Genomic DNA, 24,695 nt, shown 5'->3' with positions numbered 1-24,695 from the left:
AAGAGGTCGGAACAGGCGATGGAGATTCCAACCCGCAAAAACAACAAAGCCCGCATCTCTGCGGGCTCTGTTTGAAATCTATCCAGGCCTTAGAACCTGAACACTTCCATATCCGTACGGATCGGTGCAGCCATCGGGATCTTCGGCTGTTTCTCTTGCTCTGTCGCCGGAGCCACAGGCTTGGCCGCCGGTTTTTTTGGCGCTTCTGCAATCGGTGGCTGATTGGCCAATGGCTTGAGCGCGATAGACAGCTGTTCGGCGAGTTTCTGCAACAACACCCCCTGAGCCTGAACCTGCGCCGCCGTACCGCCCGCGTGCTGTTCTTGCAGATGAACGATGCGGTTATCGCGAACCTGCCCGCGACGGTCGATCAAACGCCATTGAGCATCGAGGATCGCCGGTTGCGACTCGCCCGAGTCCAGGCGCGTGATGGTCAGCAGTACCTGAACATCCGGCGTGAAGCCTACGCTCGCCGGCGCCAGCACCACACGCTGACTGTCCAGATGACCCGCTACCTGACGCAGCAACAGTTGATCGATGTCGGAAGAAAGGCTGCCGGCCCAACGACCATCGGTCGAGGCCTGAAGGCTGCCATCCGGCTGACGCTGCAACAGCGTTTCACGCTGCAGGTAATCGGCAACCGTTACCGGGCCGAGCAATACCGCCATACCCGCGCTTTGCGCAGGCTGAGCCGGACTTCCGCTGTCCAGCTGATACAGCGACACCGGTTGGTGAACGCTGCAACCCGCCAGGCCAAGAACGCCGGCGAGCATCAAAATAAAAGGAAGGCGCAGAGCAGTCATCGTCCCATCCAGGTGGTTGCCACAAGGCACACCACAGTGAAAATACTCAATAAATATGAAGAACGCTCGGCCACGCCGGCGCTTGGAAAGGCCATATCATCCGTGAATATGCGTTCCGACTCCAGCGGCAAAGCGTCGATCTACGCGTTAAATCGTAGATCGAGCGCTCTAGCGCGGTTAATTGAGGTTTTCGACGAGCAGCGCATCTACCCTCTGGAAGCCCCGTGGAAGTTTGTTGCCACGACGTCCACGCTCACCTTTGTAGTGTTCGAGGTCGTCCGCTTTCAGTGACAAAGTACGCTTTCCGGCCTGCAGCACCAAGGTGGCTCCATCCGGCAGCACAGCGATGTCCGTGACATATTCTTCGCGACTGGCCACACGCTCACCGGAAATCCCGATGATCTTGTTGCCTTTGCCCTTACCTAATTGTGGCAGATCGCTGATTTTGAAGATCAGCAAGCGACCTTCGGTGGTCACCGACGCCAGCCAGTTGTTCTCACGATCCGCCACTGGACGCGGCAAAATCACTTTCGAGTTGTTCGGCAAGCTCAGCAGCGCCTTGCCCGCCTTGTTCTTGGCCTGGAAGTCCTCGCCCTTGACCACGAAACCGTAACCGGCATCGGAGGCGATCACGTACAGCGAATCGTCTTCCGGCATCAGCACGCATTCGAACGTCGCGCCTGGCGGCGGTGTCAGACGACCGGTCAACGGTTCGCCCTGACCACGGGCCGAAGGCAAGGTGTGCGAGGCCACCGAATAGCTGCGACCGGTGGAGTCGATGAACACCGCAAACTGGTTGGAGCGCCCGGCCGCCAAGGCCTTGAAACCGTCCCCGGCCTTATAGGAAAGCCCGGTGGCGTCAATTTCGTGCCCTTTGGCGGAGCGGACCCAGCCTTTTTCCGACAGCACGACGGACACTTTCTCGTTCGGCAGCAGATCGTGCTCGGTCAAGGCCTTGGCCTCGGCGCGCTCGACGATTGGCGAACGACGGTCGTCGCCGTAGGTTTCGGCGTCTTTGATCAGCTCGGTGCGCACCAGTTTTTTCAGCTTGGCTTCGCTGCCCAGCAGGGCTTGCAGCTTGGCTTGTTCCTTGAGCAGTTCATCCTGCTCGGAGCGCAGCTTCATTTCTTCCAGTCGCGCCAACTGACGCAAACGGGTGTCGAGAATGTACTCGGCCTGGATTTCGCTCAGGGCGAAACGCGCGATCAGGGCGGCTTTCGGATGCTCCTCGGTGCGGATGATGTGAATCACTTCATCCAGGTTGAGGTAGGCAATCAACAAACCGTCCAACAGGTGCAGGCGACGCTCAACCTTGTCGAGGCGGAATTGCAGGCGACGACGCACGGTTTGAACGCGGAACTCCAGCCATTCAACCAGCAACGCACGCAGGTTCTTCAGCTGCGGCTTGCCATCCAGGCCGATGATGTTGATGTTGACCCGGTAGCTCGACTCCAGCTCGGTGCTGGCGAACAGGTGCTGCATCAGCGCGTCGTGGTCGAAGTTTTTCCGTGCGCCGGGAATGATCACGATCCGGCACGGGTTCTCGTGGTCGGATTCGTCACGCAGGTCAGCGATCTGCGGGGCCTTGGACGGTTTGGCCTGCATCATCGCCGCGATCTGTTCCAGCACCTTGGCGCCAGACACCTGATGCGGCAGCGCGGTGACGATGATGTCGCCGTCTTCGATGTGGTACACAGCGCGCATGCGCACCGAGCCCTTGCCGGTTTCGTACATTTTCAGCAGGTCGGCGCGCGGGGTGATGATTTCCGCTTCGGTCGGGTAATCCGGGCCCTGAATGTGTTCGCAGAGCTGTTCGACCGTGGCTTTTGGCTCATCGAGCAAACGCACGCAGGCGGTCGCGACTTCGCGCAGGTTGTGCGGCGGGACGTCGGTGGCCATGCCCACGGCGATGCCGGTGGTGCCGTTGAGCAGGATGTTCGGCAAACGTGCCGGCAACACCAATGGCTCGTCGAGTGTGCCGTCGAAGTTCGGGCCCCAGTCCGCAGTGCCCTGGCCCAGTTCGCTGAGCAGCACTTCGGAATAACGCGACAACCGCGCTTCGGTGTATCGCATGGCGGCGAAGGACTTGGGATCATCCGGCGCACCCCAGTTACCCTGGCCGTCGACCAGCGTATAGCGGTAGCTGAACGGCTGGGCCATCAAGACCATGGCTTCATAGCAGGCCGAATCGCCGTGCGGGTGGAATTTACCGAGCACGTCACCGACGGTACGCGCCGACTTCTTGTGCTTGGAATCGGCGTCCAGCCCCAACTCGCTCATCGCGTAGACGATGCGGCGCTGTACCGGTTTCAGGCCGTCGCCGATATGCGGCAAGGCACGGTCCATGATCACGTACATGGAGTAGTTGAGGTAGGCATTTTCGGTGAAGTCAGCCAGTGACCGGCGCTCTACACCGTCCAGGCTGAGATCAAGGGAGTCGCTCATGCGGGCCTCATCGGTTCGTTGTCTGGCGCAGCAGCATGGTGCCACCGCGCTGGGTAAATTCAAGTTTGTTCAGCGCGCTCATACCGAGCAGCACTTGCTTGCCATCCAGGCCTGGCACGACGATGGCGCGCACATCACGCAGCACAATGTCGCCCAGTTTCAGCCGGTCGACACGGGTTCGATAACCCTCGGTGCGACCGTTGGCGGTGCTCAGGGTCACCCCGAAGCCTTGTTCAAGTTTCAGCCGTTCGGCCATTTCTGCCGGGATCGCCACATCGGTCGCCCCGGTATCCAGCATGAAATCCACCGACTGACCGTTGATCTGGCCGCTGGCGACGAAGTGCCCCTGGGTGTTGCTGGCCAGTTTCACTTCGATAAAACCTTCGCCCTGTTCCGAGCTGACGACGACGTTGGGATTTTGCTGGCGCTCCTCCCATTGGCCGAAAAACCGTGTCGCCAGAAATAGCGCTGCGCACCAGGCCAGCACCATGAACACCCGACCGGCGCGTTTGCCTGGTGTTTGCGGCGTCATGGCTTGGCACTCCAGCCACCTTCCGGCGCGGCAAAGCGCCAGACGATCGGGCGATACTCGCCATCAGCACGGGCACCGTCGTTGTTATCAATGCCGACCCAGGCGCCATCGGCGTCGACGATCAGTGCTTCCGTCAGGCCATAGCCCTGTGGATAACGACGGTTCTCCTGCAATGCCTCGTCGGCAAACGACCAGCAACGCTCGACTTTGGCCGTCACCGCGTCACGGCGGCAAATCTCGAACGCGTTGCGCTCAAGAGTGAACAGTTTGCCGTTGAACAACGACAGATCGGCAAAATCCCGCGACACCGCTCTGGCCTTGGGAAATTTCGCCGGCTGCATTTCCATCCCGGCTTCGCTCAGCAGCACGCAGCCGCCGTCGCAATCCCAGACCGTTTGCTGACGCTTGATCAACAGCAGTCCTCGGCGCTCACGCTCGGCGGCCAACCATAACTGGTCGCCCTCCGGATTGATCGCCAGACCCTCGAACAATGCATTGAAGTGCAACAACATACCGCTGGCCCGCGCCTCGCGAACCAGCATCGGCGAAATCTTCAGCCAGGACGTCGGCCCAACGGGCGGGACTTGCAGAATCGCCGCATGGGACTCGCTGACGATGTAGCGATTGCCGGCGCTGTCGCAGGTGATGCCTTCGAAATCCAGGTCCCCGCCGCGCGCGAAGGACGCCACCCAGGTCCGCGAACGCAAACCCCAGGGTAAATCGCTGTCCGGCACTGGCGGTACACCGATGCGCACGGTTTCAGCCTGCCAGACCGTGTCGCCGGTTTCGAGTCGGTAGATCTGATCGTCGTCACGATCGGAAACGGCCCACAGATTCTTGCCACACTGGGCCAGCCCCGACAGGTTGCCGCCGCGCATGCCCTCGACGGGATGCTCGGACAACAGGCGCAACTCCGGTGCCGGCTCGGCAAACGCCGAAGCCGAGGTCAGAAGTAACGCACACGCCAGGGCAAAGCCAACCCGCATCAGCCAAGAACCTCGGCCAGGTTGCCTTTGGATTCCAGCCAGGATTTACGATCACCGGCGCGTTTCTTCGCCAGCAACATGTCCATCATTTCCGAGGTCGCTTCGAAATCTTCCAGGGTCAGCTGCACCAAACGCCGGGTGTTCGGGTCCATGGTGGTTTCGCGCAGTTGCGGCGGGTTCATTTCACCCAGGCCTTTGAATCGGGTGACCTGTGGTTTGCCGCGCTTCTTCTCGGCCACCAGACGGTCGAGAATGCCGTCACGCTCAGCTTCGTCGAGGGCGTAGTAGATTTCTTTGCCCAAATCGATTCGGTACAGCGGCGGCATCGCGACGTAGACGTGACCGGCATCCACCAACGGGCGGAAATGCTGGACGAACAGCGCGCACAGCAACGTGGCGATGTGCAGACCGTCGGAGTCGGCGTCGGCGAGGATGCAGATCTTGCCGTAACGCAGCTGGCTCATGTCCGCCGCGCCCGGATCGACACCAATGGCCACGGCGATGTTGTGCACTTCCTGGCTGGCCAGCACTTCACTGCCGTCGACTTCCCAGGTGTTCAGGATCTTGCCGCGCAACGGCAGGATCGCTTGAAACTCTTTGTCCCGCGCTTGCTTGGCGGAACCGCCGGCGGAGTCACCTTCCACCAGGAACAGCTCGGAACGCATCGGGTCCTGCCCGGCGCAGTCGGCGAGCTTGCCTGGCAGTGCCGGGCCTTGGGTGATGCGCTTGCGCTCGACCTTTTTGCTGGCCTTCAGACGACGGCCGGCGTTGTTGATCGCCAGCTCCGCCAGGAGCATGCCGGTTTCCGGGTGAGCGTTGAGCCACAGGCTGAACGCGTCCTTGACCACGCCGGACACGAACGCCGCCGCCTCGCGGGACGACAGACGTTCCTTGGTCTGGCCGGAGAATTGCGGCTCCTGCATTTTCATCGACAGAACGAAGGCGATGCGCTCCCAGACGTCTTCCGGCGCCAGCTTCACGCCGCGTGGAAGCAGGCTGCGGAATTCGCAGAACTCGCGCATCGCATCGAGCAAGCCCTGACGCAAACCGTTGACGTGCGTACCGCCCTGGGCCGTCGGGATCAGGTTGACGTAGCTTTCCTGCACGCTGTCGCCACCTTCCGGCAACCACAGCAGCGCCCAGTCGACCGCTTCTTTGTTACCGGCCAGGCTGCCGCAGAACGGCTCGTCCGGCAGGCGTTCGAATTCGCTGACCGCGTCCACCAGGTAGGAGCGCAGGCCGTCTTCGTAATGCCATTCGACTTTCTCGCCGGTGGCCTTGTCTTCAAAACTGACCAGCAGCCCCGGGCACAGAACGGCCTTGGCCTTGAGCACGTGCTTGAGGCGGCTGATGGAGAATTTCGGTGAGTCGAAGTACTTCGGGTCTGGCGCGAAGAATACGCTGGTGCCGGTGTTGCGCTTGCCAACGGTGCCGACCACTTCCAGCTCGGTCTTCTTGTAACCGTCGGCGAAGGTCATCTGGTATTCGTTGCCGTCGCGCTTCACGCGCACCCGGACCTCGGTCGACAAGGCGTTGACCACCGAAATACCCACCCCGTGCAAACCGCCGGAGAACTGGTAGTTCTTGTTGGAAAACTTGCCACCCGCATGAAGCTTGGTGAGGATCAGTTCGACGCCCGACACACCTTCTTCCGGGTGAATGTCCACCGGCATGCCACGGCCGTCATCGCTGACTTCCAGGGAGTGATCGGCGTGCAGGATGACCTGCACCGACGTCGCATGCCCGGCCAAGGCTTCGTCGACGCTGTTGTCGATGACTTCCTGGGCGAGGTGGTTCGGCCGACTGGTGTCGGTGTACATGCCGGGGCGTTTGCGCACCGGGTCGAGGCCCGAGAGGACTTCGATGGCGTCTGCGTTATAAGAGCTAGCGCTGGGAGTGGCCATGGGGTCTCGTCGTCAAATGTTCTATTAAATAGAGGCGATGACTCACAGTGCTGTGAAATCAATCGCCTGATACAAATCTGCGCCGATGCCGGCAAAACTCAGCATTGCCGGCAATTGCCCGGCAAAACCCTGGAAACTATGGTCGCCGCCGGCCTGGATGCGCAAGGCACAGGCCCGGTAATACTGCTGGGCGAGACGATAATCCAGCGTTTCGTCGCCCGTCTGCAACCATACCTGATACCGCTGCGGGTCCTGGGGTGCCGGCACTTCCAGTTCGGCCAGGGCCGTCACATGGTCGTGGGTCAATTCCCAGGCCTCATCGGTATACAGGTTTTTCTGCGTCCCCAGATACCCGTCGAACATCCGGTGCGGACTGACGGCGGGGTTGATCAACAGGGCTTTCAAGCCATGGCGCTCGGCCAGGTGAGTCGCATAGTAGCCGCCGAGTGAGCTGCCGACCAGCAGTGGCCGGCCAAGCTCTGAAATTGCCTGCTCGAGCTGACCGATGGCCTCGCGCGGATGGTGATGCAGGGCCGGAACGCGCAGGTGATCGCTCAAACCCAGACGCTCCATCACTTCGATCAACTGAGTGGCCTTTTTTGACGAAGGCGCACTGTTGAAACCGTGGATATAAAGGATCGAACCGGACATTTGAACTCCCTGTGCGTCGGGTAAAGAAGGCGGAGTTTACAGGGTGTCGGGGGAATCGGGGATATCCGTGGAATTCATGTCGTCTGAGTGGACGCCATCGCCAGCAGGCTGGCTCCCACAGGGATTTGTGCACGACGCGGATTCATTGTGGGAGCCAGCCTGCTGGCGATGGCAGCTCCGCAGATATTCAGTAGCCGTTGGAACCGTAGTCGACCTGAAAGTCGAACCCGGTCACGCGCTCTACGCCGGTTTCGAGCCGACCATCGGGCAACAACCGCAACCACCGATACCCTGGCGCCTGCTCGCCAACCTTGAAATCCTCACTGCCCGGCTCGAACTGAATGCAGGTCGAGGGCGAGGCAATCAGGCGCACGTCGTTACGCACTTGATCGATTTCCTGATGCACATGCCCCCAAAGCACCGCACGTACTTGCGGGAACCGGTCCAGCACGGCAAACAGTGCTTCAGGATTGCGCAACCCAATCGGCTCCATCCACGCACACCCGATCGACACCGGATGATGGTGGAAGCACACCAGATGATGGCGCTCCGGCGCCTCGCTCAGCGAGCGCGCCAGCAACTGCAATTGTTCATCCTGCAAATACCCCGGCACCGACCCCGGCACCGCCGAGTCGAGCAACGTGACGCGCCAGTTGCCGACATCCACCACCGGCTCCAGCAGCGCGCTGTGCACAGCGGCTGCGGCCATAATCTGCGGTTCGTCGTGATTGCCGGGAATCCAGCGCGCCGGCGCATCGAGTTGCCGGGTCAGGTCGCGAAACTGCTGATACGACTCCAGCGTCCCGTCCTGGGAAAGATCGCCGCTGGCAATGATCAGATCGATCTGCGGCTGTTGCTGCCTGACCAGCTCGATGACCTTTTGCAGGCTGTCACGTGTATTCATGCCCAGCAACGTGCCGTCCGCTTCGGCAAACAGATGGCTGTCGGACAGTTGCACCAGCAACGCCGAATCGGCGGGGGTCAAAGTGGATACGCTCGGCAAGGCGTTCTCCCAGGGCTAAACACGGGATAAGTGGAATGCCGCGATTATGCTGGGGGACGAACGAAAGAGGAAATCCGAGAAGCTGACGCAGTTCACATCTAGCGAGCTCAACGCACAACAGCGTATTCGTGCCCACACGCCAGGCAATGGCTCAGCCATTCACCCAGGAACATGTTCAGCTGCGCCTTTTCGTCCGGCTGGTGCATCGAGGCGTTCGGGTAAGGATAGATCCCGCGAAAGCGTCGCGCATGTTCGGCGCTGACCACTTCGGCCATGCAGGCGTCGTGATAGACCTGCACTTCCAGTTGTGGCACCGGCAGCCACGGCAGGCTGTGTTCCTGACGCACTTGCAGGGTCGTTGTGTATGGACAGACCTGCAGCACTTCAAGGGCCAGCACGCCGAGCATCTGCTCGCCGTGGGTCACGGCAATGCGCCGCGCCGCCGGTTCGTTGCGCATGTCCGGCAGCAGTCGCATCAGGCGCGCGTAGTTGGCCTCGCAAGAGGCTTGCAGCCCCACGAGGTCCACCCGGTAGCGATCGCGCAACTTGTTTACGACCATAACCCCCTCACTTCAGCGCGGTTCAAAGCTAACCATTGCAAGGCAATGATGCTGGCCGCGTTGGCAATTCGTCCGTCGCGTACGGCTTGCAGGGCATCTTCGAACGCCCAGACCGTGACGCGGATATCTTCTGCTTCTTCCTCCAGCCCATGCAGGCCGCCGACCCCGGTTGTCTCGCAACGCCCCAGGAACAAATGCACGAATTCATTGCTGCCACCCGGCGATGGAAAATACTTGGTCATCGGCCAGAGCGCCCCGAATACAAGCCCAGCTTCCTCCTGCGCTTCGCGGTGAGCAACTTCTTCCGGCACTTCATCCTTGTCGATCAGACCAGCGACCAGTTCAATCAGCCAGGGATTGTCAGTCTTGCCCATGGCGCCGACGCGAAACTGCTCGATCAACACCACTTCATCGCGCTGCGGATCGTAGGGCAACACGCAGACCGCATCGTGGCGAACAAACACTTCACGATTGATTTCGCGGCTCATGCCACCGACGAACAACTCGTGGCGCAAGTGCACGCGATCGAGCTTGTAAAAGCCCTCGTAGCACTTTTCGCGCCGAACGATATCAACGGCGGTCGGAATGGCGTTGGCAAAATCAGTCATGACAATCCTCGTTTACTGCTAGTCCGATCCGAGGCTCCTTTTGGTTACTTGCAACCTCGACTTCGCGCCATCCTAACGCGCCCGCGCCGTTTGATGCAGCCCCTTTCCAGTCAGCGGGATAGACGGTGAGGGCGAAACCAACTCTAATTAGCTTAGTGGCGAACTGACTGCTTCGTTGAGAGTCGAAGCGGATAACTTTTTGCCTTTCCCTGTTTTACGAAGGACGCCCATGTCGCTTTTTAAAATCGCCTCCGTGGCCGCAATCGCCCTGACCCTAGGCGCTTGCCAAAGCCTGTTCCAGCCCAACTACCGGGCGCCGCTGGAGACTACCCGCGATGCTTCCGAACAGCTGAAACCGGGTTGCACGACACCTGAATGCCCACTGGTGAACATCGATACGCTGCGCTTCCCTGCCGAGCCGCAGTTGGACGGCATTGTCGAAAAACGTCTGCTGCAAATGACCCGCACCTCGCCCGATGCCCCGGTGGCACCGACGCTGGCGGCCTATCGCGATGAGTTTTTGCGTACCGCCGGCCCGCGCTACAGCAGCTACTTGCAAGCCAAAGTACGTGAGCAGCATGACGGCTTGGTGATCGTCGAATTTTCCAGCTACCTGGACACCGGCGGTGCACATGGCACGCCGGGCCGCAGCTTCATCAACTATTCGCGCCAGCAGCATAAAGTGCTGACCTTGTCCGACATGTTGGTGCCAGGTCAGGAAGAGGCGTTCTGGAAAGCGGCGCAGGTTGCGCACAACAGCTGGTTGATCAGCACCAAGCTCGATCAGGAACCGGAGTTCGTGAAGAGCTGGCCGTTCCAGAAAACCCAGAACATAGCGCTGACCTACGGCGGGGTGATCCTCAAGTACGACGTGAGCACCATCGCGCCTTACGCGCTGGGCCACGTCGAACTGAAGATCCCCTACCCTCGCCTCAACGGCATCATCAAGCCCGAGCTGTTTCCCGGCCGTAACTGAAGGCCCGACCCAGCACGAGTTGCAGCAGCCCTGCCAGAATCAACGACGGCAGGGTTGCGCCGATGTCCGGATACAGATTGGCCAGCAAGTGATAGGTGCTGACCCCGCCCAGCCAGGCGAGCAGCGCCGGCCAGCGCAATGCGGCTGAAGCCACTTGAGCCGAACGCTTGCGCAGGATGAAGTGATCCACCAGCACCACGCCGAACAGCGGCGCAAACACCGAACCGATCAACAGCAGGAAGTTCTGGTACTGGGCCAATGGCGCCAGCAAGGCGATCAGGGTGCAGACCACACCGATGGCCAACGCCAGGTGTTCGACTTTCAAGCGCAACAAAATCCCGCTGGATACGGCCGCCGAGTGAATGTCGGCAAACGCGTTTTCCGACTCATCCAGCAGAATCAGCAGCAGCGGAATCCCCAGGCCGGCACCGGCCAGCGCCAACAGCAAGGCATTCACTTCACCGCTCGGCGCGAACGCCAGGGTGTAAGCCACGCCCAGGCTCATCAGCCAGAAATTACCGATAAAGAAGCCAATCGCCGTCCCGCCGAACACGTTTTTCGCACGCTTGCCGAAACGCGAGTAGTCAGCGATCAGCGGCAGCCACGACAGCGGCATCGCGATGGCAATGTCGAAGCCCACGGCGAATGGCATCGAACCGTCACCGGCCTGCGCCCACAACGCCGCCAGATCGGCTTTGGCGAACAGGTTCCAGGTCAGCCAGATGCACGCGGCCAGCAGCAGCCAGATGCCCCATTTGCGCAGGATCTGGCGCACGAAGGTCAACGGACCGCTGACGGCCAGCAAGGTCGCCAAGGCACCGAAGAACAACGTCCAGAGCAGCGGACTGGAGAACAGACTGCCTTCGCTGAACGCACGCGCGCCGAGCAGGCTGGCAGCGTCGCGCATGACGATGATTTCGAACGAGCCCCAACCGATCAGTTGCAGCAGGTTCAGCACCGCTGGCAGGCTCGCGCCTTTCGCACCGAGGCTGAGTTTGAGCGCGGCCATCGACGACAGGCCGGTGTCACTGCCGATCACACCGACAGCGGCCAGCAGCAGAACGCCGACCAGCGTGCCGAGGAAGATCGCCAGCAGCGAACCGGACAGGCCAAGACCTGGCGCGAGCAATGCGCCGGTCTGCAAAACCATCAGGCCGATGCCGAGGGAGAACCACAGGGAAAACAGATCACGACCGCCGAAGACACGTTTGTCGGTCGGCACCGCGATATCGGGTGAATAAGTGCTGGGTTGAATGCTCAAGGGTGTTATCTCAGAGGAACATTTGTTGTTGTGTGGATCGCTATCGCCAGCAGGCTGGCTCCCACAGGGGACATGTGAACGCCACAGATCCAATGTGGGAGCCAGCCTGCTGGCGATGGGGCCTGTGCAGGCCCCACCCTTTCAGGTCAGATCAAACCTTCTTGTACAGCTGACTGCCTTCCTGCTTGAACCGCTCTGCCTGTTCCGCCAATCCCCGGGCGACTTCGGCGTCGACGGTCTCGATGCGCTGGTTGGCCGCGTATTCGCGGACTTCCTGGGTGATTTTCATCGAGCAGAATTTCGGCCCGCACATCGAACAGAAATGCGCGACCTTGGCCGAATCCTTCGGCAACGTCTCATCGTGATACGAACGTGCGGTGTCCGGATCGAGGCCCAGGTTGAACTGGTCTTCCCAACGGAATTCGAATCGCGCCTTGCTCAAGGCATTGTCGCGAATCTGCGCGCCCGGGTGTCCCTTCGCCAGATCGGCGGCATGCGCGGCGATCTTGTAAGTGATGATCCCGGTCTTCACGTCATCCTTGTTCGGCAGGCCCAAGTGTTCCTTCGGCGTCACGTAGCAGAGCATTGCGCAACCGAACCAGCCGATCATCGCCGCACCGATACCCGAGGTGATGTGGTCGTAACCTGGCGCGATGTCAGTGGTCAGTGGGCCGAGGGTATAGAACGGCGCCTCGTCGCAGCACTCGAGCTGCTTGTCCATGTTCTCTTTGATCAACTGCATCGGCACGTGGCCCGGGCCTTCGATCATGGTTTGCACGTCGTGCTTCCACGCGATCTTGGTCAGCTCGCCGAGGGTTTCCAGCTCACCGAACTGCGCGGCGTCGTTGGCGTCGGCAATCGAGCCCGGACGCAGGCCGTCGCCCAGCGAGAAGCTGACGTCGTAGGCCTTCATGATTTCGCAGATCTCTTCGAAATGCGTGTAAGCGAAGTTTTCTTTGTGGTGCGCCAGGCACCACTTGGCCATGATCGAACCGCCACGGGAAACGATGCCGGTTACACGCTTGGCGGTCAGCGGCACGTAGCGCAGCAGCACGCCGGCGTGGATGGTGAAGTAATCGACGCCCTGCTCGGCCTGTTCGATCAGCGTGTCGCGGAACAGCTCCCAGGTCAGGTCTTCGGCAGCGCCGCCGACTTTTTCCAGCGCCTGATAAATCGGCACGGTGCCGATCGGCACTGGCGAGTTGCGGATGATCCACTCGCGGGTTTCATGAATGTGCTTGCCGGTGGACAAGTCCATGATGTTGTCCGCGCCCCAGCGGATGCCCCAGGTCAGTTTCGCCACTTCTTCTTCGATGGACGAACCCAGTGCGCTGTTGCCGATGTTGCCGTTGATCTTCACCAGGAAGTTACGGCCGATGATCATCGGTTCCAGTTCGGTGTGGTTGATGTTGGCCGGGATGATCGCGCGACCGCGAGCGATCTCTTCACGAACGAATTCGGGGGTGATGATTTTCGGCACGCTGGCGCCGAAGCTATGGCCAGCGTGTTGCTGATCCAGCAGGCCAGCGGCACGGGCGACTTCAAGTTTCATGTTTTCGCGGATGGCGACGAATTCCATCTCGGGCGTGATGATGCCCTGACGCGCGTAGTGCATTTGCGTGACGTTGCCACCGGCCTTGGCGCGGCGCGGGTTGTTCACGTGAGCGAATCGCAGCTTGGTCAGCTCCGGATCGGCGAGGCGCTCCTTGCCGAAGTTCGAGCTGAGGCCGGGCAGACGCTCGGTGTCGCCACGGGCTTCGATCCATGGCGAACGCACATCGGCCAGGCCTTTGCGCACGTCGATGATCACGTTGGGGTCGGTGTACGGACCCGAGGTGTCGTACACGACAACCGGCGCGTTGATCTCACCGCCGAAGTCGGTCGGGGTCACATCAAGGCTGATTTCGCGCATCGGCACGAGGATGTCCGGGCGAGAGCCCTGGACGTAGATTTTTTGCGAGCGGGTAAACGGTTGAACCGATTGTTGATCGACTTGGGCCGAGTCACTCAGGTTCGTTATGTTTTTTGGTTTTATCGTCATCACGGGCTCTCCGAACACATCCAGGCAGTGGATTTTTGTCGGAGCGAACCTGTAATCGAATGGACGCACGGGCGCTGGGAAAACCAGCAGTGCTGTGCTCAGTGCTCGAGGGGTGTTCGATTGTCGAACAACATCCCGGACGAAGCACAAGAGGACTCGCCGGGTGACGAGAAATCTTGTTCCCTACGCAGGCGCTAACCTGATCAGGTTCAACGGGATCCGAAATTATTCGATCTCAGCCTCATAGCAAGGCACCCCGACAAGAACCCGGCCAGTCTAGACACAACTGACAAAGAACGCCAACACCGCAGTAAACACCATGATGAATGGCGCAATCAGACGATTGTTGCCGCACGTATGCCCAACTACACTCGCAACGGCCATGTCGCGCATTGACGCTGAGTGGGCTGCGCCGTACCTTTGGCGCTCAAATTATCAGTGTAATTTTTAGGGATGGCCTCATGCTGCGCAAACTCTCACTGGCCCTTGCCGTGTCTTGTGCTTCCAATGGAATGGCCTGGGCAGCAGAAGCGCCCTTATCGACCAAGACCGATCTGGTCAGCGTCTACCAGGAAGCGGTGGACAACAACGCCGACCTGGCCGCCGCCCGCGCTCAATACGGCGCGCAGAAAGAAGTCGTGCCCCAGGCGCGCGCCGGCTTGCTGCCGAATATTTCCGGTGGCGCCCAGTTGGCCAACGTGCGCACCGATATCGATCAACCGTCGTCCGTTGCCAACCGTAGCGCCAATTCCTATCAGGCAACGTTGGCTCAGCCTTTGTTTCGTGCCGATCGCTGGTTTCAGTACCAGGCCGCCAAGGACGTCAATGAGCAAGCCGCCCTGCAACTCTCGGCGACCGAGCAGAACCTGATCCTGCAAACCGCCGAGGACTACTTCAACGTGCTGCGCAGCCAGGACAACCTGGCCTCGACCAAGGCTGAGGAAGCGGCGTTCAAGCGTCAGCTCGACCAGTCCAACGAACGCTTCGATGTCGGCCTGTCGGACAAGACCGACGTGCTGCAATCGCAAGCCAGTTACGACACCGCACGGGCCAACCGGATCGTTGCGCAGCGTCAGGTGGATGATGCGTTTGAAGCGTTGATCACTCTGACCAACCGTCAGTACAACTCGATTCAGGGCATCGTTCACACCTTGCCGATCCTGCCGCCGGCACCGAACGACGCCAAGGCCTGGGTCGACACCGCCGCCAAACAGAACCTGAATCTGCTGGCCAGCAACTACGCGGTCAGCGCCGCCGAAGAAACCCTGAAGCAGCGCAAGGCCGGCCACGCACCGACGGTGGATGCGGTGGCCAAGTATGAGAAAGGCGACAACGATGCCTTGGGCTTCAGCAACCCGAACGGCTTCGGCCAGCCATATGGTGGCCCCGTCGAGCAACGCACGCTGGCGCTGCAATTGAACATCCCGATCTACAGCGGCGGGCTGACCAGTTCGCAGGTTCGCGAGTCGTACTCACGCCTGGATCAGACCGAACAACAGCGTGAAGGCCTGCGTCGGCAAGTGGTGGAAAACACCCGCAACCTGCACCGCGCGGTGAACACCGATGTCGAGCAGGTACAGGCGCGCAAGCAGTCGATCATCTCCAACCAGAGCGCGGTGGAAGCGACCGAAATCGGTTATCAGGTGGGCACACGCAACATCGTCGATGTACTCGACGCGCAGCGTCAGCTGTACACCTCGGTGCGCAATTACAACAACACCCGCTACGACTACATCCTCGACAACCTGCGCCTGAAGCAGGCCGCCGGCACGCTGAACCCGGGGGATTTGCAGGACCTGAAACGCTATCTCAAGGCTGACTACAACCCGGACAAGGACTTCCTGCCACCGGACCTGGCCAAGGCTGCGGCTGAGCAGTTAAAGGCAAAACCGGGGCAGTAATAATCCGGCTCCTACAGTATCGGGGGGTGACGGAGTTTCTGGGTTCACGCAAAACCCGTAGGAGCCAGGCTTGCCGGCGAAAGCGATTTCAAGGAAGCCTTCGCCGGCAAGCCTGGCTCCTACAGGTCAGCGGTTGATCAATCGATCCAACCCATCCAGCAACCGCTGCAACGCGCCCTGATTGGTGCGCATCACTTTCAGCCCCGCGTCTGCCATTCGCTGCGCATCGCGCGGCAATTCGAACAACCGCTGCACCGCCAGCGCCAAACCCTCGGCATCTTCCACTTCCTGCAACGCCCCGGCGCTGCGCAACTGCGCGGCGATTTCGAGGAAGTTGAACAGGTGCGGCCCACTGAGCACCGGTTTCGCCAGCGCGGCGGGTTCCAGCAAGTTATGGCCACCGTTCGGCACCAGACTGCCGCCGACAAAAGCGCTGTCGGCCAGGGCATACAAAAACAGCAACTCGCCCATGGTGTCGCCGAGCAACACCGACGTATCGGCGGTGACCGGTTCGCCGGAGGAACGACGCACCGTGGCGAAACCCTGTTGTTTGCAAAGCTCGAACACCGAATTGAAACGCTCCGGATGACGCGGCACCAGAATCAGCAACGCATCAGGATGACTGTCGAGCAGTTGACGATGCGCCGCCAGCACCACTTCGTCTTCACCGTCGTGAGTACTGGCGGCGATCCACACCGGACGCTCCTGCGCCCGCCATTGCCCACGCAACTCGGTCGCACGTTGAAGCAGTTGCGGGTCGATGGTCAGGTCGAACTTAATCGAACCGGTCACTTCAACCGTTTCCGCACGGGCGCCCAAATCGCGGAAGCGCTGAGCCTCGGCTTCGGTCTGCACGGCGAACAGGCTCATTTCAGCGAGCATCGGCTGAGTCAATTTACCGAAGCGGCCATAGCCTTTGGCGGAACGCTCGGACAGTCGTGCGTTGGCCAGCGCCACAGGAATCCCGCGTTTGGCGCATTGGTGAATGTGGTTGGGCCAGAGTTCGGTTTCCATGATCACCGCCAGTGTTGGCCGGACCCGATCAAGAAACCGCGCCGCCGCGCATGGCAAGTCGTAAGGCAAATAGCAGTGCTGGATGCGTGGCTCGTTGGCGAACAAGGCGTGGATGCGTTCGGAGCCCGTCGGCGTCATGCAGGTCACGGTGATCGGCAGTGCTGGATAACGCAGCAGCAATGCGCGAATCATCGGCGCTGCAGCAATGCTTTCGCCCACGGACACCGCGTGCACCCAGATGCCGCCAGGCTTCATCGCCGGCAGCCCGAGCGAGAACCGCTCGCCGATGCGATTGGCATACGCCGGTGCCTTGCGCGAGCGCAGCCACAGCCGAATCGCTACCAGTGGCAGCCCCAGATAAAACAGCGCGGTGTAGAGAGTTCTATTCATGGCGGCGGAGTTTATCGGTTTTTTCGCCGATCGCCTGCAAGTGCACGGCAAAACGTTCCGCCAACCAACGGGCTGCCGGGCCGAGCGGTTCATCGCGGCGCCAGACCAGTTCCACCACCAGCGCCGGCGGCGTCCATTCGCTGGCCAGTTCGACCATCAGCCCCTGATACGCCGGATACTGCACGACGTGCCGAGGCAACCAGGCCCAGCCGAGGCCACGCACCAGCCATTCGGCCATCACGTAGAAACTGTCGGCCCGCCAGACCTGGGGGCTGGCCGGCTCGCTGCCGGGATACACACTGGACTGGGTCGACATCAGCAACTGCCGATGCTGCGCCAGTTGCTGGCAATCGACCGGAGCCTGCGTTGCCAATGGATGCCCGACGCCGCACACCGTGACCATTTCGACGCTGCCCAGCACTCGCCGTTCGAGCGCCTCGGGAATCTGATCGTGGTAAAACAACAGACCAAGATCGGCCCGGCGCTCCACCAGCTTGCGCGCCACATCGCCCTGGGCAGCGCTGGTCAATTGCACTTCAAGGCTGGGAAACTGTTCCGCCAGGGCTTCGAAACTTTCGATGATCGGCTGATACGGCATCGCCTCATCCTGAGCCACGCGCAGGCGAGCTTCCTGCCCGCGCGTCATTGCCAGCGCACGGCCATTGAGGCGCTCGCATTGACGCAGCACTTCCCGCGCCTCATCCAGCAACGCATTGCCGGCCTCAGTGAGTTTGGGCTGCCGGCCGCTGCTGCGGTCGAACAGGCTCACACCCAGGTCTTCTTCCAACAGCGCTATCGAACTGCTGACCGCCGACTGCGCCTTGCGCTGGTCCCGCGCCACAGCGGAAAACGATCGCTGTTCGGCAACGCTGACGAACAAACGCAGCTGCTCCAGATTCCATTGAATGTTCATGACCAACCCATCTCCCGCACAGATAGGTAATGACTTTACCCCATCTGAGCAACCTCTAAAATGCCGACCTCATAAAGCAACACTTCACACGAGGATGCACCCATGACCGCTTACTACTACCTGGCCATCGCCATCTGCGCCGAAGTGATCGCCACTGTTTCGATGAAAGCGGTCAAAGGCTTCAGCACACCGCTGCCGCTGATTCTGGTGATCGTCGGTTATGGCATTGCCTTCTGGATGCTGACGCTGGTGGTGCGCAGCGTGCCGGTGGGTGTGGCGTACGCGGTGTGGGCCGGCATGGGGATCGTGATGGTCAGCGTCGCGGCGCTGTTTATCTACGGGCAGAAGCTCGATGTGCCGGCGATGCTCGGGATGGCGCTCATCGTGCTCGGCGTTGTGGTTATCCAGCTCTTCTCCAAAACCGCCGGGCACTAAAACCTGAAACACAATCCATTGTAGGAGCGAGCCTGCTCGCGATTGCGGTATGTCAGTCAACATCACTGCTGAATGTACCGCCCTCATCGCGAGCAGGCTCACTCCCACAGGATTTGTGTCTGGCTATGGATTGATTGCCAGCAAAACCTCCATTCTTCGAGTCTGTATACTGCGCCCTCGTCTTGAACACTGAGGTCGCTGCATGCCATCCGTAATTTCCACCGACGTTTTGATTGTCGGCGCTGGTGTCGCCGGCCTCTGGCTGAACGCGCGCCTGCGCCGCCAGGGTTTTTCGACCGTGTTGGTGGAAAGCGCCACCCTCGGTGGCGGGCAGAGCCTGAAGTCCCAAGGCATCATCCACGGCGGCGCCAAGTACGCGCTGCATGGAGCCCTGACCGGCGCCTCGGAAGCCATCGCCGACATGCCGCGCCGCTGGCGTGAAGCCCTGGCCGGTGACGGTGAACTGGATTTGTCCGGTGTGCGCCTGTTGTCCGAAGCCCATTACCTCTGGTCCCCCGGCACGATCGCCGGCAACCTCACCAGCTTCTTCGCCAGCAAAGCCGTGCGCGGTCGCGTCGATCAGGTCAAGGGCGACCAATTGCCGCCGGCCCTGCAAGACAAGCGCTTCAAGGGCAAGGTCTATCGCCTGGCAGAACTGGTGATCGACGTGCCAAGCCTGATTCAGCGCCTCGCCGACCTGGCCGGTGACGGCTTGCTCGCCGGGAAGACGATCGAGCCGTTGCTGGAAGCTGGCGTTCTGGTCGGCCTGAAGGTCGACGAGCGTGAAATCCGCGCCCAACGCATCATCTTGAGCGCCGGTGCCGGGACGGCAGCGCTACTCGAAGCCCTGGGGCTGACCAAGCCCGCCATGCAACGTCGACCGCTGCACATGATCATCGCCAAAGGGCCCGGCCTCAAACCGCTGTACGCCCATTGCCTGGGGGGCGGCACCAAGCCGCGCATCACCGTGACTACCCATCCGGCCGCCGATGGCCAATGGGTCTGGTACCTGGGTGGCGATATCGCCGAGGCCGAAGGAGTTGCCCGCGAACCGGCCGAGCAAATCGCCACCGCGCAAAAAGAACTCGGCCAGTTGCTGCCATGGATCGACTTGAGCACCGCGCAATGGGCGACCTTGCGCGTGGACCGCGCCGAGCCTCTGCAATCGGGCCTGACGCGACCGGACAACGCCTTCCTGGCCGAAGAAGGCCGTTTGCTGGTCGGCTGGCCGACCAAACTGGCGCTGGCGCCGGACTTTGCCGACCGTGTCATCAGCTCATTGCAACGTGACGGCATCCAGCCAAGCCATCCCGCGCCGCTGCCCGAGTTGCCGAAGCCGCCGATGGGCGTCCCGGCCTGGGAGCAACTGCTGCCATGAGCCAGCCAACCCTGCACGACCTGCATCGCCCGCTGGGCAGCACCGGCCTGATGGTTTCGCCCCTGGGTTTGGGCACCGTCAAACTCGGCCGCGATCAAGGCGTGAAATACCCCAACGGTTTCCAGATCCCCGACGATGACGAAGCGCGCATGCTGCTCAAACTCACGCGCGACCTGGGCATCAACCTGATCGACACCGCCCCGGCCTATGGCCGCAGCGAAGAACGACTCGGCCCGTTGTTGCGCGGTCAACGCCAGGACTGGGTGATCGTCAGCAAGGTCGGCGAAGAATTTGCCGACGGCCAGTCCCGCCACGATTTCAGCGCCGCGCATACCCGGCTCTCGGTGGAACGCAGCCTGCAACGCCTGGAAACCGATTTTATCGATCTGGTGCTGGTGCACTCCGACGGCAACGACCTGGCGATCCTCAACGACAGCGAAGTCTACGCGACCCTCGCCGCGCTCAAGGCCGAAGGCAAGATTCGTGGCTATGGTTTCTCCGGCAAAACCGTCGAAGGCGGTTTGAAGGCTCTGGAACAAGGTGATTGCGCGATGGTCACCTACAATCTGAACGAACGGAACGAGAAGCCGGTCATTGACTATGCTGCTGATCACGGCAAAGCCATCCTGGTCAAAAAAGCCCTCGCCAGCGGTCACGTCTGCCTGAGTCCAGGCGTGGATCCGGTGCGCGCCAGTTTCGAGTTGTTGTTTGAACATCCGGGTGTGGCCAGTGCTATTGTCGGGACCATCAATCCGCTGCACCTCGCCCACAACGTCGCGACCGTTGCCCAGGTCCTACGTAGCAACTGATGCCGCCCCACGCGGCCTTAAGCAGGAGCCGACATGCCGCGTACGCTCATTAGAAAGAACCCGAGCAACTTCAAGACCCTGCCGTTATTCGTCGAAGCAACTCCCGAAGGCCTGAGTTATCAAAGCGTCGGGATGCCGCTGAATTTTTCCCAGACGTTGCAACGTCGCCGCCCGGTGACAGTGGCTGACAGCGAACGGTTCGCCGTGGAGCTGGCCAATCTCGGGGTTTCGGTGCGCCTGACCCTGCATTGGCAGAATCGCGATTACTGGGTGTTGGTACGTCAGCGTCGGCAAGACCGTGGCGATGTGGTGCTCAAGCTGATCTCCGGTTACGTGCCGGCCCACGAACTGAACCTGCCGCTGCACACCGCCATCCAGGAGATTGCCGAAGAGTGCCTGCTGGAAACGCCGGAAGGCTGGCTCGGCGGGCGTTTCAACGACACCTGGCTGCCGGCGCCCTACTCCGCCGCGCTGCACTATCGCGAGGCGTTGCCGTTTCGGCTGACGCCGCTATCCGGCTCGGCGCGGCCGGTGCGCTGCGCCAACCTGCAGTTGATCGAACGCCCGCGCGCCTATGTGCACCTGCCGACCGCGTCGCTGCAACTGATCTATGACTTGCGCCTGGACGTGCCCAAGGAAGCCAAATCCCTGAGCCTGTTTCATGTCGACGAACGACTGGAGGGCGATCAACTGGTGGCCCGCCTCGACCGCAAGCGTCCCGACTTGTACCTGATGCCGTTGCAGGACGGCCAGCCGATGGCCGAGTTGTATACCCTGAAAAAGGATCACCTTTACCCGGCGAGCACGCGCGGGTTGTATCTGGCAGAGAGTTTTGCCCAGCAGCAAGGCTGGCTGGTGCGCGATGAGCGGATTCGCTGGAAGGATTGGGTGCGCCAGCAAGGCCTGAACCCGCCGGGGAAAGATTCCGGTTTGGCGCGGTTGCGCGGGAAGGCGAAGCAATTGCTGAAAAAGATCGTACCGCGCAAGAAGGTTAGTTCTTAAACCCCAGCAGGTGTACACCTGCCCCTGTAGGAGCTGGCTTGCCAGCGATGGTCGTTAATGATGACGCGTATCTACTGGGTAAACGCGGCGCCCTTGAGTCCATCGCTGGCAAGCCAGCTCCTACAAAAGCCTGGTATCACTCGGACTTGCGGATTTTTTCGACTATCGCGGTCGTGGAACTGTTTTCCACCAGCCCCAGCACTTTTACCGTTCCGCCATACGCCGTCACGATGTCCGCACCGACGACCTGGTCGATCCCGTAGTCCCCACCCTTGACCAGCACGTCCGGCTTGACCTCGCGCAGCAGGTTTTCCGGGGTGCCTTCAGGGAAGCTGATCACCCAATCCACCGCACCCAGACCAGCCAGTACCGCCATGCGACGGTCGACGCTGTTGATCGGACGACCTGGCCCTTTCAGGCGGCTGACCGAAGCATCGTCGTTGACCGCAACGATCAGACGATCGCCTTGAGCGCGCGCCTGTTCGAGGTACGTCACGTGGCCGGCGTGCAGGATGTCGAAGCAGCCATTGGTGAAGACGATCTTCTCTTTATGCGCACGCGCATCGTCGACCGCCAGCAACAACTGCTCAAGACCCAGCACACCGCGCTCGGAACCTTCTTCACGCTGGATGGCGCGACGCAGTTCCGGGGCACTGATGGCCGCCGTACCGAGCTTGCCGACAACGATGCCTGCCGCCAGGTTGGCCAGGGCCACGGCGTGAGGCAATTCCTCGCCCGCGGCAATCGCCGCCGCCAGGGTGGAAATCACCGTATCGCCGGCACCGGTCACGTCGAACACTTCACGTGCACGAGCCGGCAGGTGCAACGCCGGATGATCCGGGCGCAACAGGGTCATGCCGTGTTCGCCACGGGTCACCAGCAACGCGCCGAGGTCGAGGTCGTGCATCAGCTGCGCGCCCTTGCTCACGAGTTCATGCTCATCGGCGCAACCGCCGACGATGGTCTCGAACTCGCTGAGGTTCGGAGTGATCAGGCTCGCACCCCGGTAGATCGAGAAATCCTTGCCCTTGGGATCGGCCAGCACCGGAATGCCACGGGCACGGGCGGCCTGGATCAGCACTTGATGATTTCTCAACGCGCCTTTGCCGTAGTCGGACAGCACCAGCACCTTGATGCCTTCGAGCAGTTCATCGACTTGCTCGCCGAGCGCCAACGCGTCGGTGGCGAAGGGTTCTTCAAAGTCGATACGCAGCAGTTGCTGGTGACGGCTCATGACCCGCAGCTTGACGATGGTCGGCTGGTGCGCGATGCGCTGGAACAACGCCCGTACGCCAGCGCCCTTGAGGCTGTTGGCCAGGCTGTCGGCGGCTTCATCGTCGCCGGTCACGCCGACCAGCGAGGCTGGCGCACCGAGGGCGGCAATGTTCAGGGCAACGTTCGCGGCACCGCCCGGGCGGTCCTCGATTTGCTCGACTTTGACGACGGGTACCGGCGCCTCAGGGGAAATCCGTGAGGTACCACCATGCCAGTAACGGTCGAGCATGACATCGCCGACCACCAAGACAGGGGCTTGATCGAATCGCGGCATGGACAACTTCATGGAGCAACCCACATACAGAATGAACAGGGGCGGGATATTAACACAGGGTTGGCGTGGGCTTGTGTGGCGGCTGCAACGGGATGATTTTGCAGGGTTTATTGCTCATTTATTGAGCAATAAACCCGATAACCGCCTGCAAGCGTCTGCCATCTCCAGCGTTTGCGTGTCGATTTCACACTCGGCGCACAACGGTGCCTCGTAGGGACTGTCGATCCCCGTGAAATCCTTGATCCGTCCTTGCCGGGCCGCCCGGTACAAGCCTTTGGGGTCGCGCTGTGCGCACACCGCGAACGAGGTGCTCACATACACCTCGATAAAATCGCCCTCGGCGAACAGGCGCCGCGCCGCTTCACGCTCGGCCCGAAACGGCGAAATCGCCGCAACAATCACGATCAGGCCGGCATCGACCATCAGCCGCGCCACTTCGGCCATGCGCCGGATATTTTCCCGACGACACTCAGCCCCCATCCCCAGGTCACGGCACAGACCGGCGCGCAGATTGTCACCATCGAGCACAAAGGTGTGCCGCCCGAGCTCGTTGAGTTGCAGCTCAAGGGCATTGGCCAGCGTTGACTTGCCCGCGCCGGACAACCCCGTCAGCCAGAGGCAGCGCGGCCGCTGCGATTTGATCGCGGCACGGTCGTTGATCGACAGCGACAACGCATAGGGCCTGATCCCGGGGACTGACATCGACAGCGCCTCATTCATAACCGAGCATCTCGTAATCGCGCTGGTACACCCGCCGTACCAGCCGACGGGTGCGTACCGAGCAAAAGTCACGGGCAGGCGCCGTGCGCCGCTGCTGCGAGCTGTTGATGTGCGGCAGCGGCACCGCGTCGCCTACCTGCTCGCACACGCGCTGAAAGTCACGCTCCAGATGCTCCTGATAGCCAATGAAATCCAGCGCCAGATGCCCGAAGGAATCGGTGAGAAAATCCGTTTGCGCAGCAAAATGCAGCTGCCGGTGGATCGTTTCCGGGTGCAGCCAGCGAGCGACGAAATCGTCGAAATCGCGGTAGTGGCTGACCAGCTTTTGCGCAGGTTGATCGCGCAGGCTCAGCTCGTTGCCCCGCAGAAAAGCGTAGGCCGAATACGCCCTTTCCAGCGGATCGCGAACAAAAGCAAACTTGAAGCTGCCGGCAAACTGCTCGGGAAATTGCTGTTCGTACCAGTACAAGGGCAAGTGCCCCGGGCTCCAGCCATCGAACAGCGCCGCACAGACACTGCTCCCGGCGCATTTGGGGACGTGAATGAACAGACAGGAACGCTGTGTGAAAGGCTGGGGGTAGGACAGGTTGGCCGACATCGACCGATTGACCACCTGACGGTCCACGACCGACAGACGACCCAGCAAGAATTGCCGTTGCGCCTTGGGCAACAGCTTCCAGAGATAACGTTGCAACATTACAGCACCCGCGCGAAGGGGATGGCCCCCTCGATTGAAGTCAAAGTTCGTTCAGGAACCTTAACAAGCGCGTTGCCGAGATTTATTCAGGTTTGGTCAAGAAAGGTAAAGGTCTGG

At 61.0% G+C, this 24,695-nt stretch carries 22 protein-coding genes and 1 riboswitch; of the genes, 6 read left to right on the top strand and 16 right to left on the bottom strand.

Annotated elements, in window-relative coordinates; translation table 11 throughout:
* Positions 1–89: 89 nt before the first annotated feature.
* The 9 genes from KGB24_RS11850 to KGB24_RS11810 form a co-directional block, all read right to left on the bottom strand.
* Positions 90–803 carry a membrane integrity-associated transporter subunit PqiC gene (locus tag KGB24_RS11850; RefSeq protein ID WP_008027916.1) on the bottom strand — a complete coding sequence of 238 codons (714 nt, stop codon included), beginning with the start codon at positions 801–803 and terminating at the stop codon, positions 90–92.
* 177 nt (positions 804–980) lie between these two features.
* Positions 981–3,248: a DNA topoisomerase IV subunit A gene (gene parC / locus KGB24_RS11845; RefSeq protein ID WP_008027914.1), complete on the bottom strand. Its 2,268-nt coding sequence runs from the start codon at positions 3,246–3,248 to the stop codon at positions 981–983.
* 7 nt (positions 3,249–3,255) lie between these two features.
* Positions 3,256–3,780, bottom strand: a complete 525-nt coding sequence (locus KGB24_RS11840; RefSeq protein WP_223414853.1) for a TIGR02281 family clan AA aspartic protease — start codon at positions 3,778–3,780, stop codon at positions 3,256–3,258.
* The gene (locus KGB24_RS11835; RefSeq protein WP_223414851.1) at positions 3,777–4,766 is read right to left on the bottom strand and encodes an esterase-like activity of phytase family protein; all 990 of its coding nucleotides are present in this window, start codon (positions 4,764–4,766) and stop codon (positions 3,777–3,779) included. Before KGB24_RS11835 ends, KGB24_RS11840 begins: the two co-directional genes overlap by 4 nt.
* A complete protein-coding gene (gene parE, locus KGB24_RS11830) occupies positions 4,766–6,670 on the bottom strand; it encodes a DNA topoisomerase IV subunit B (RefSeq protein ID WP_008027908.1) in 1,905 nt (634 codons plus the stop codon). The genes KGB24_RS11835 and parE overlap by 1 nt, the downstream gene beginning before the upstream one ends.
* Before the next feature lie 42 nt (positions 6,671–6,712).
* Complete coding sequence (locus KGB24_RS11825; RefSeq protein ID WP_008040411.1) at positions 6,713–7,321, bottom strand: YqiA/YcfP family alpha/beta fold hydrolase; 609 nt, start codon at positions 7,319–7,321, stop codon at positions 6,713–6,715.
* 187 nt (positions 7,322–7,508) lie between these two features.
* Complete coding sequence (cpdA, locus tag KGB24_RS11820) at positions 7,509–8,324, bottom strand: 3',5'-cyclic-AMP phosphodiesterase (RefSeq protein ID WP_008040409.1); 816 nt, start codon at positions 8,322–8,324, stop codon at positions 7,509–7,511.
* Positions 8,325–8,431: 107 nt separating this feature from the next.
* Complete coding sequence (locus KGB24_RS11815; protein ID WP_008027902.1) at positions 8,432–8,884, bottom strand: DUF1249 domain-containing protein; 453 nt, start codon at positions 8,882–8,884, stop codon at positions 8,432–8,434.
* Positions 8,875–9,492 carry an NUDIX domain-containing protein gene (locus KGB24_RS11810; RefSeq protein ID WP_223414848.1) on the bottom strand — a complete coding sequence of 206 codons (618 nt, stop codon included), beginning with the start codon at positions 9,490–9,492 and terminating at the stop codon, positions 8,875–8,877. The genes KGB24_RS11815 and KGB24_RS11810 overlap by 10 nt, the downstream gene beginning before the upstream one ends.
* A gap of 229 nt (positions 9,493–9,721) precedes the next feature.
* Here KGB24_RS11810 and KGB24_RS11805 point away from each other — a divergent pair, with 229 nt between their 5' ends.
* Positions 9,722–10,468, top strand: coding sequence for an RsiV family protein (locus KGB24_RS11805; protein WP_008027898.1), 747 nt, complete (start codon positions 9,722–9,724; stop codon positions 10,466–10,468).
* Here the strand turns inward: KGB24_RS11805 and cytX are convergent.
* Positions 10,437–11,729: a putative hydroxymethylpyrimidine transporter CytX gene (gene cytX, locus KGB24_RS11800; protein ID WP_008027897.1), complete on the bottom strand. Its 1,293-nt coding sequence runs from the start codon at positions 11,727–11,729 to the stop codon at positions 10,437–10,439. The two genes, KGB24_RS11805 and cytX, sit on opposite strands and share 32 nt — an antisense overlap.
* Before the next feature lie 151 nt (positions 11,730–11,880).
* On the bottom strand, positions 11,881–13,770 hold the full coding sequence (thiC, locus tag KGB24_RS11795; protein WP_192418108.1) for a phosphomethylpyrimidine synthase ThiC: 1,890 nt from the start codon (positions 13,768–13,770) through the stop codon (positions 11,881–11,883).
* Positions 13,771–13,933: 163 nt separating this feature from the next.
* Positions 13,934–14,039, bottom strand: a riboswitch (TPP riboswitch).
* A gap of 192 nt (positions 14,040–14,231) precedes the next feature.
* Here thiC and KGB24_RS11790 point away from each other — a divergent pair.
* The gene (locus KGB24_RS11790) at positions 14,232–15,671 is read left to right on the top strand and encodes a TolC family outer membrane protein (protein ID WP_008027893.1); all 1,440 of its coding nucleotides are present in this window, start codon (positions 14,232–14,234) and stop codon (positions 15,669–15,671) included.
* Between the two features lie 126 nt (positions 15,672–15,797).
* On the opposite strand, the gene waaA is transcribed toward KGB24_RS11790, so the two are convergent.
* Both waaA and KGB24_RS11780 read right to left on the bottom strand, forming a co-directional pair.
* The gene (waaA, locus tag KGB24_RS11785) at positions 15,798–17,075 is read right to left on the bottom strand and encodes a lipid IV(A) 3-deoxy-D-manno-octulosonic acid transferase (protein WP_223415404.1); all 1,278 of its coding nucleotides are present in this window, start codon (positions 17,073–17,075) and stop codon (positions 15,798–15,800) included.
* Positions 17,068–17,988, bottom strand: a complete 921-nt coding sequence (locus KGB24_RS11780; protein WP_008040402.1) for a LysR family transcriptional regulator — start codon at positions 17,986–17,988, stop codon at positions 17,068–17,070. The genes waaA and KGB24_RS11780 overlap by 8 nt, the downstream gene beginning before the upstream one ends.
* Before the next feature lie 102 nt (positions 17,989–18,090).
* Here KGB24_RS11780 and KGB24_RS11775 point away from each other — a divergent pair, with 102 nt between their 5' ends.
* From KGB24_RS11775 to KGB24_RS11760, 4 genes are all read left to right on the top strand, one after another.
* A complete protein-coding gene (locus tag KGB24_RS11775) occupies positions 18,091–18,423 on the top strand; it encodes a DMT family transporter (protein WP_008027887.1) in 333 nt (110 codons plus the stop codon).
* A 202-nt stretch (positions 18,424–18,625) separates the two neighbouring features.
* Positions 18,626–19,801 carry an NAD(P)/FAD-dependent oxidoreductase gene (locus KGB24_RS11770; RefSeq protein WP_192418112.1) on the top strand — a complete coding sequence of 392 codons (1,176 nt, stop codon included), beginning with the start codon at positions 18,626–18,628 and terminating at the stop codon, positions 19,799–19,801.
* Entirely contained in the window at positions 19,798–20,610 is an 813-nt protein-coding gene (locus KGB24_RS11765; RefSeq protein ID WP_008027882.1) for an aldo/keto reductase, read from the top strand. Before KGB24_RS11770 ends, KGB24_RS11765 begins: the two co-directional genes overlap by 4 nt.
* Before the next feature lie 33 nt (positions 20,611–20,643).
* Positions 20,644–21,612, top strand: coding sequence for a hypothetical protein (locus tag KGB24_RS11760; protein ID WP_008040396.1), 969 nt, complete (start codon positions 20,644–20,646; stop codon positions 21,610–21,612).
* A gap of 136 nt (positions 21,613–21,748) precedes the next feature.
* On the opposite strand, the gene hldE is transcribed toward KGB24_RS11760, so the two are convergent.
* From hldE to KGB24_RS11745, 3 genes are all read right to left on the bottom strand, one after another.
* The gene (gene hldE / locus KGB24_RS11755; protein ID WP_008027879.1) at positions 21,749–23,173 is read right to left on the bottom strand and encodes a bifunctional D-glycero-beta-D-manno-heptose-7-phosphate kinase/D-glycero-beta-D-manno-heptose 1-phosphate adenylyltransferase HldE; all 1,425 of its coding nucleotides are present in this window, start codon (positions 23,171–23,173) and stop codon (positions 21,749–21,751) included.
* A gap of 102 nt (positions 23,174–23,275) precedes the next feature.
* Positions 23,276–23,881: an adenylyl-sulfate kinase gene (gene cysC, locus KGB24_RS11750; RefSeq protein ID WP_192226909.1), complete on the bottom strand. Its 606-nt coding sequence runs from the start codon at positions 23,879–23,881 to the stop codon at positions 23,276–23,278.
* The gene (locus KGB24_RS11745) at positions 23,874–24,578 is read right to left on the bottom strand and encodes a sulfotransferase family 2 domain-containing protein (RefSeq protein ID WP_223415403.1); all 705 of its coding nucleotides are present in this window, start codon (positions 24,576–24,578) and stop codon (positions 23,874–23,876) included. Before KGB24_RS11745 ends, cysC begins: the two co-directional genes overlap by 8 nt.
* Positions 24,579–24,695: the final 117 nt, after the last annotated feature.

Source organism: Pseudomonas sp. BF-RE-25 (assembly GCF_019956105.1).
In the GTDB taxonomy this organism is placed as follows: domain Bacteria; phylum Pseudomonadota; class Gammaproteobacteria; order Pseudomonadales; family Pseudomonadaceae; genus Aquipseudomonas; species Aquipseudomonas migulae.
Note: the sequence above shows the minus strand (reverse complement) of the source record. Positions and strands in the feature narration are given on the sequence as shown.

Excerpts from the sequence above, each read along its gene's own strand:
- parC (WP_008027914.1), bottom strand. The coding sequence starts at position 3,248 with ATGAGCGACTCCCTTGATCTCAGCCTGGACGGTGTAGAGCGCCGGTCA.
- parE (WP_008027908.1), bottom strand. The coding sequence starts at position 6,670 with ATGGCCACTCCCAGCGCTAGCTCTTATAACGCAGACGCCATCGAAGTC.
- KGB24_RS11780 (WP_008040402.1), bottom strand. The coding sequence starts at position 17,988 with ATGAACATTCAATGGAATCTGGAGCAGCTGCGTTTGTTCGTCAGCGTT.
- KGB24_RS11765 (WP_008027882.1), top strand. The coding sequence starts at position 19,798 with ATGAGCCAGCCAACCCTGCACGACCTGCATCGCCCGCTGGGCAGCACC.
- KGB24_RS11790 (WP_008027893.1), top strand. The coding sequence starts at position 14,232 with ATGCTGCGCAAACTCTCACTGGCCCTTGCCGTGTCTTGTGCTTCCAAT.
- KGB24_RS11805 (WP_008027898.1), top strand. The coding sequence starts at position 9,722 with ATGTCGCTTTTTAAAATCGCCTCCGTGGCCGCAATCGCCCTGACCCTA.
- KGB24_RS11840 (WP_223414853.1), bottom strand. The coding sequence starts at position 3,780 with ATGACGCCGCAAACACCAGGCAAACGCGCCGGTCGGGTGTTCATGGTG.
- KGB24_RS11815 (WP_008027902.1), bottom strand. The coding sequence starts at position 8,884 with ATGGTCGTAAACAAGTTGCGCGATCGCTACCGGGTGGACCTCGTGGGG.
- KGB24_RS11745 (WP_223415403.1), bottom strand. The coding sequence starts at position 24,578 with ATGTTGCAACGTTATCTCTGGAAGCTGTTGCCCAAGGCGCAACGGCAA.
- KGB24_RS11835 (WP_223414851.1), bottom strand. The coding sequence starts at position 4,766 with ATGCGGGTTGGCTTTGCCCTGGCGTGTGCGTTACTTCTGACCTCGGCT.
- hldE (WP_008027879.1), bottom strand. The coding sequence starts at position 23,173 with ATGAAGTTGTCCATGCCGCGATTCGATCAAGCCCCTGTCTTGGTGGTC.
- KGB24_RS11760 (WP_008040396.1), top strand. The coding sequence starts at position 20,644 with ATGCCGCGTACGCTCATTAGAAAGAACCCGAGCAACTTCAAGACCCTG.
- KGB24_RS11775 (WP_008027887.1), top strand. The coding sequence starts at position 18,091 with ATGACCGCTTACTACTACCTGGCCATCGCCATCTGCGCCGAAGTGATC.
- KGB24_RS11770 (WP_192418112.1), top strand. The coding sequence starts at position 18,626 with ATGCCATCCGTAATTTCCACCGACGTTTTGATTGTCGGCGCTGGTGTC.
- waaA (WP_223415404.1), bottom strand. The coding sequence starts at position 17,075 with ATGAATAGAACTCTCTACACCGCGCTGTTTTATCTGGGGCTGCCACTG.
- thiC (WP_192418108.1), bottom strand. The coding sequence starts at position 13,770 with ATGACGATAAAACCAAAAAACATAACGAACCTGAGTGACTCGGCCCAA.
- KGB24_RS11810 (WP_223414848.1), bottom strand. The coding sequence starts at position 9,492 with ATGACTGATTTTGCCAACGCCATTCCGACCGCCGTTGATATCGTTCGG.
- KGB24_RS11850 (WP_008027916.1), bottom strand. The coding sequence starts at position 803 with ATGACTGCTCTGCGCCTTCCTTTTATTTTGATGCTCGCCGGCGTTCTT.
- KGB24_RS11825 (WP_008040411.1), bottom strand. The coding sequence starts at position 7,321 with ATGTCCGGTTCGATCCTTTATATCCACGGTTTCAACAGTGCGCCTTCG.
- cysC (WP_192226909.1), bottom strand. The coding sequence starts at position 23,881 with ATGAATGAGGCGCTGTCGATGTCAGTCCCCGGGATCAGGCCCTATGCG.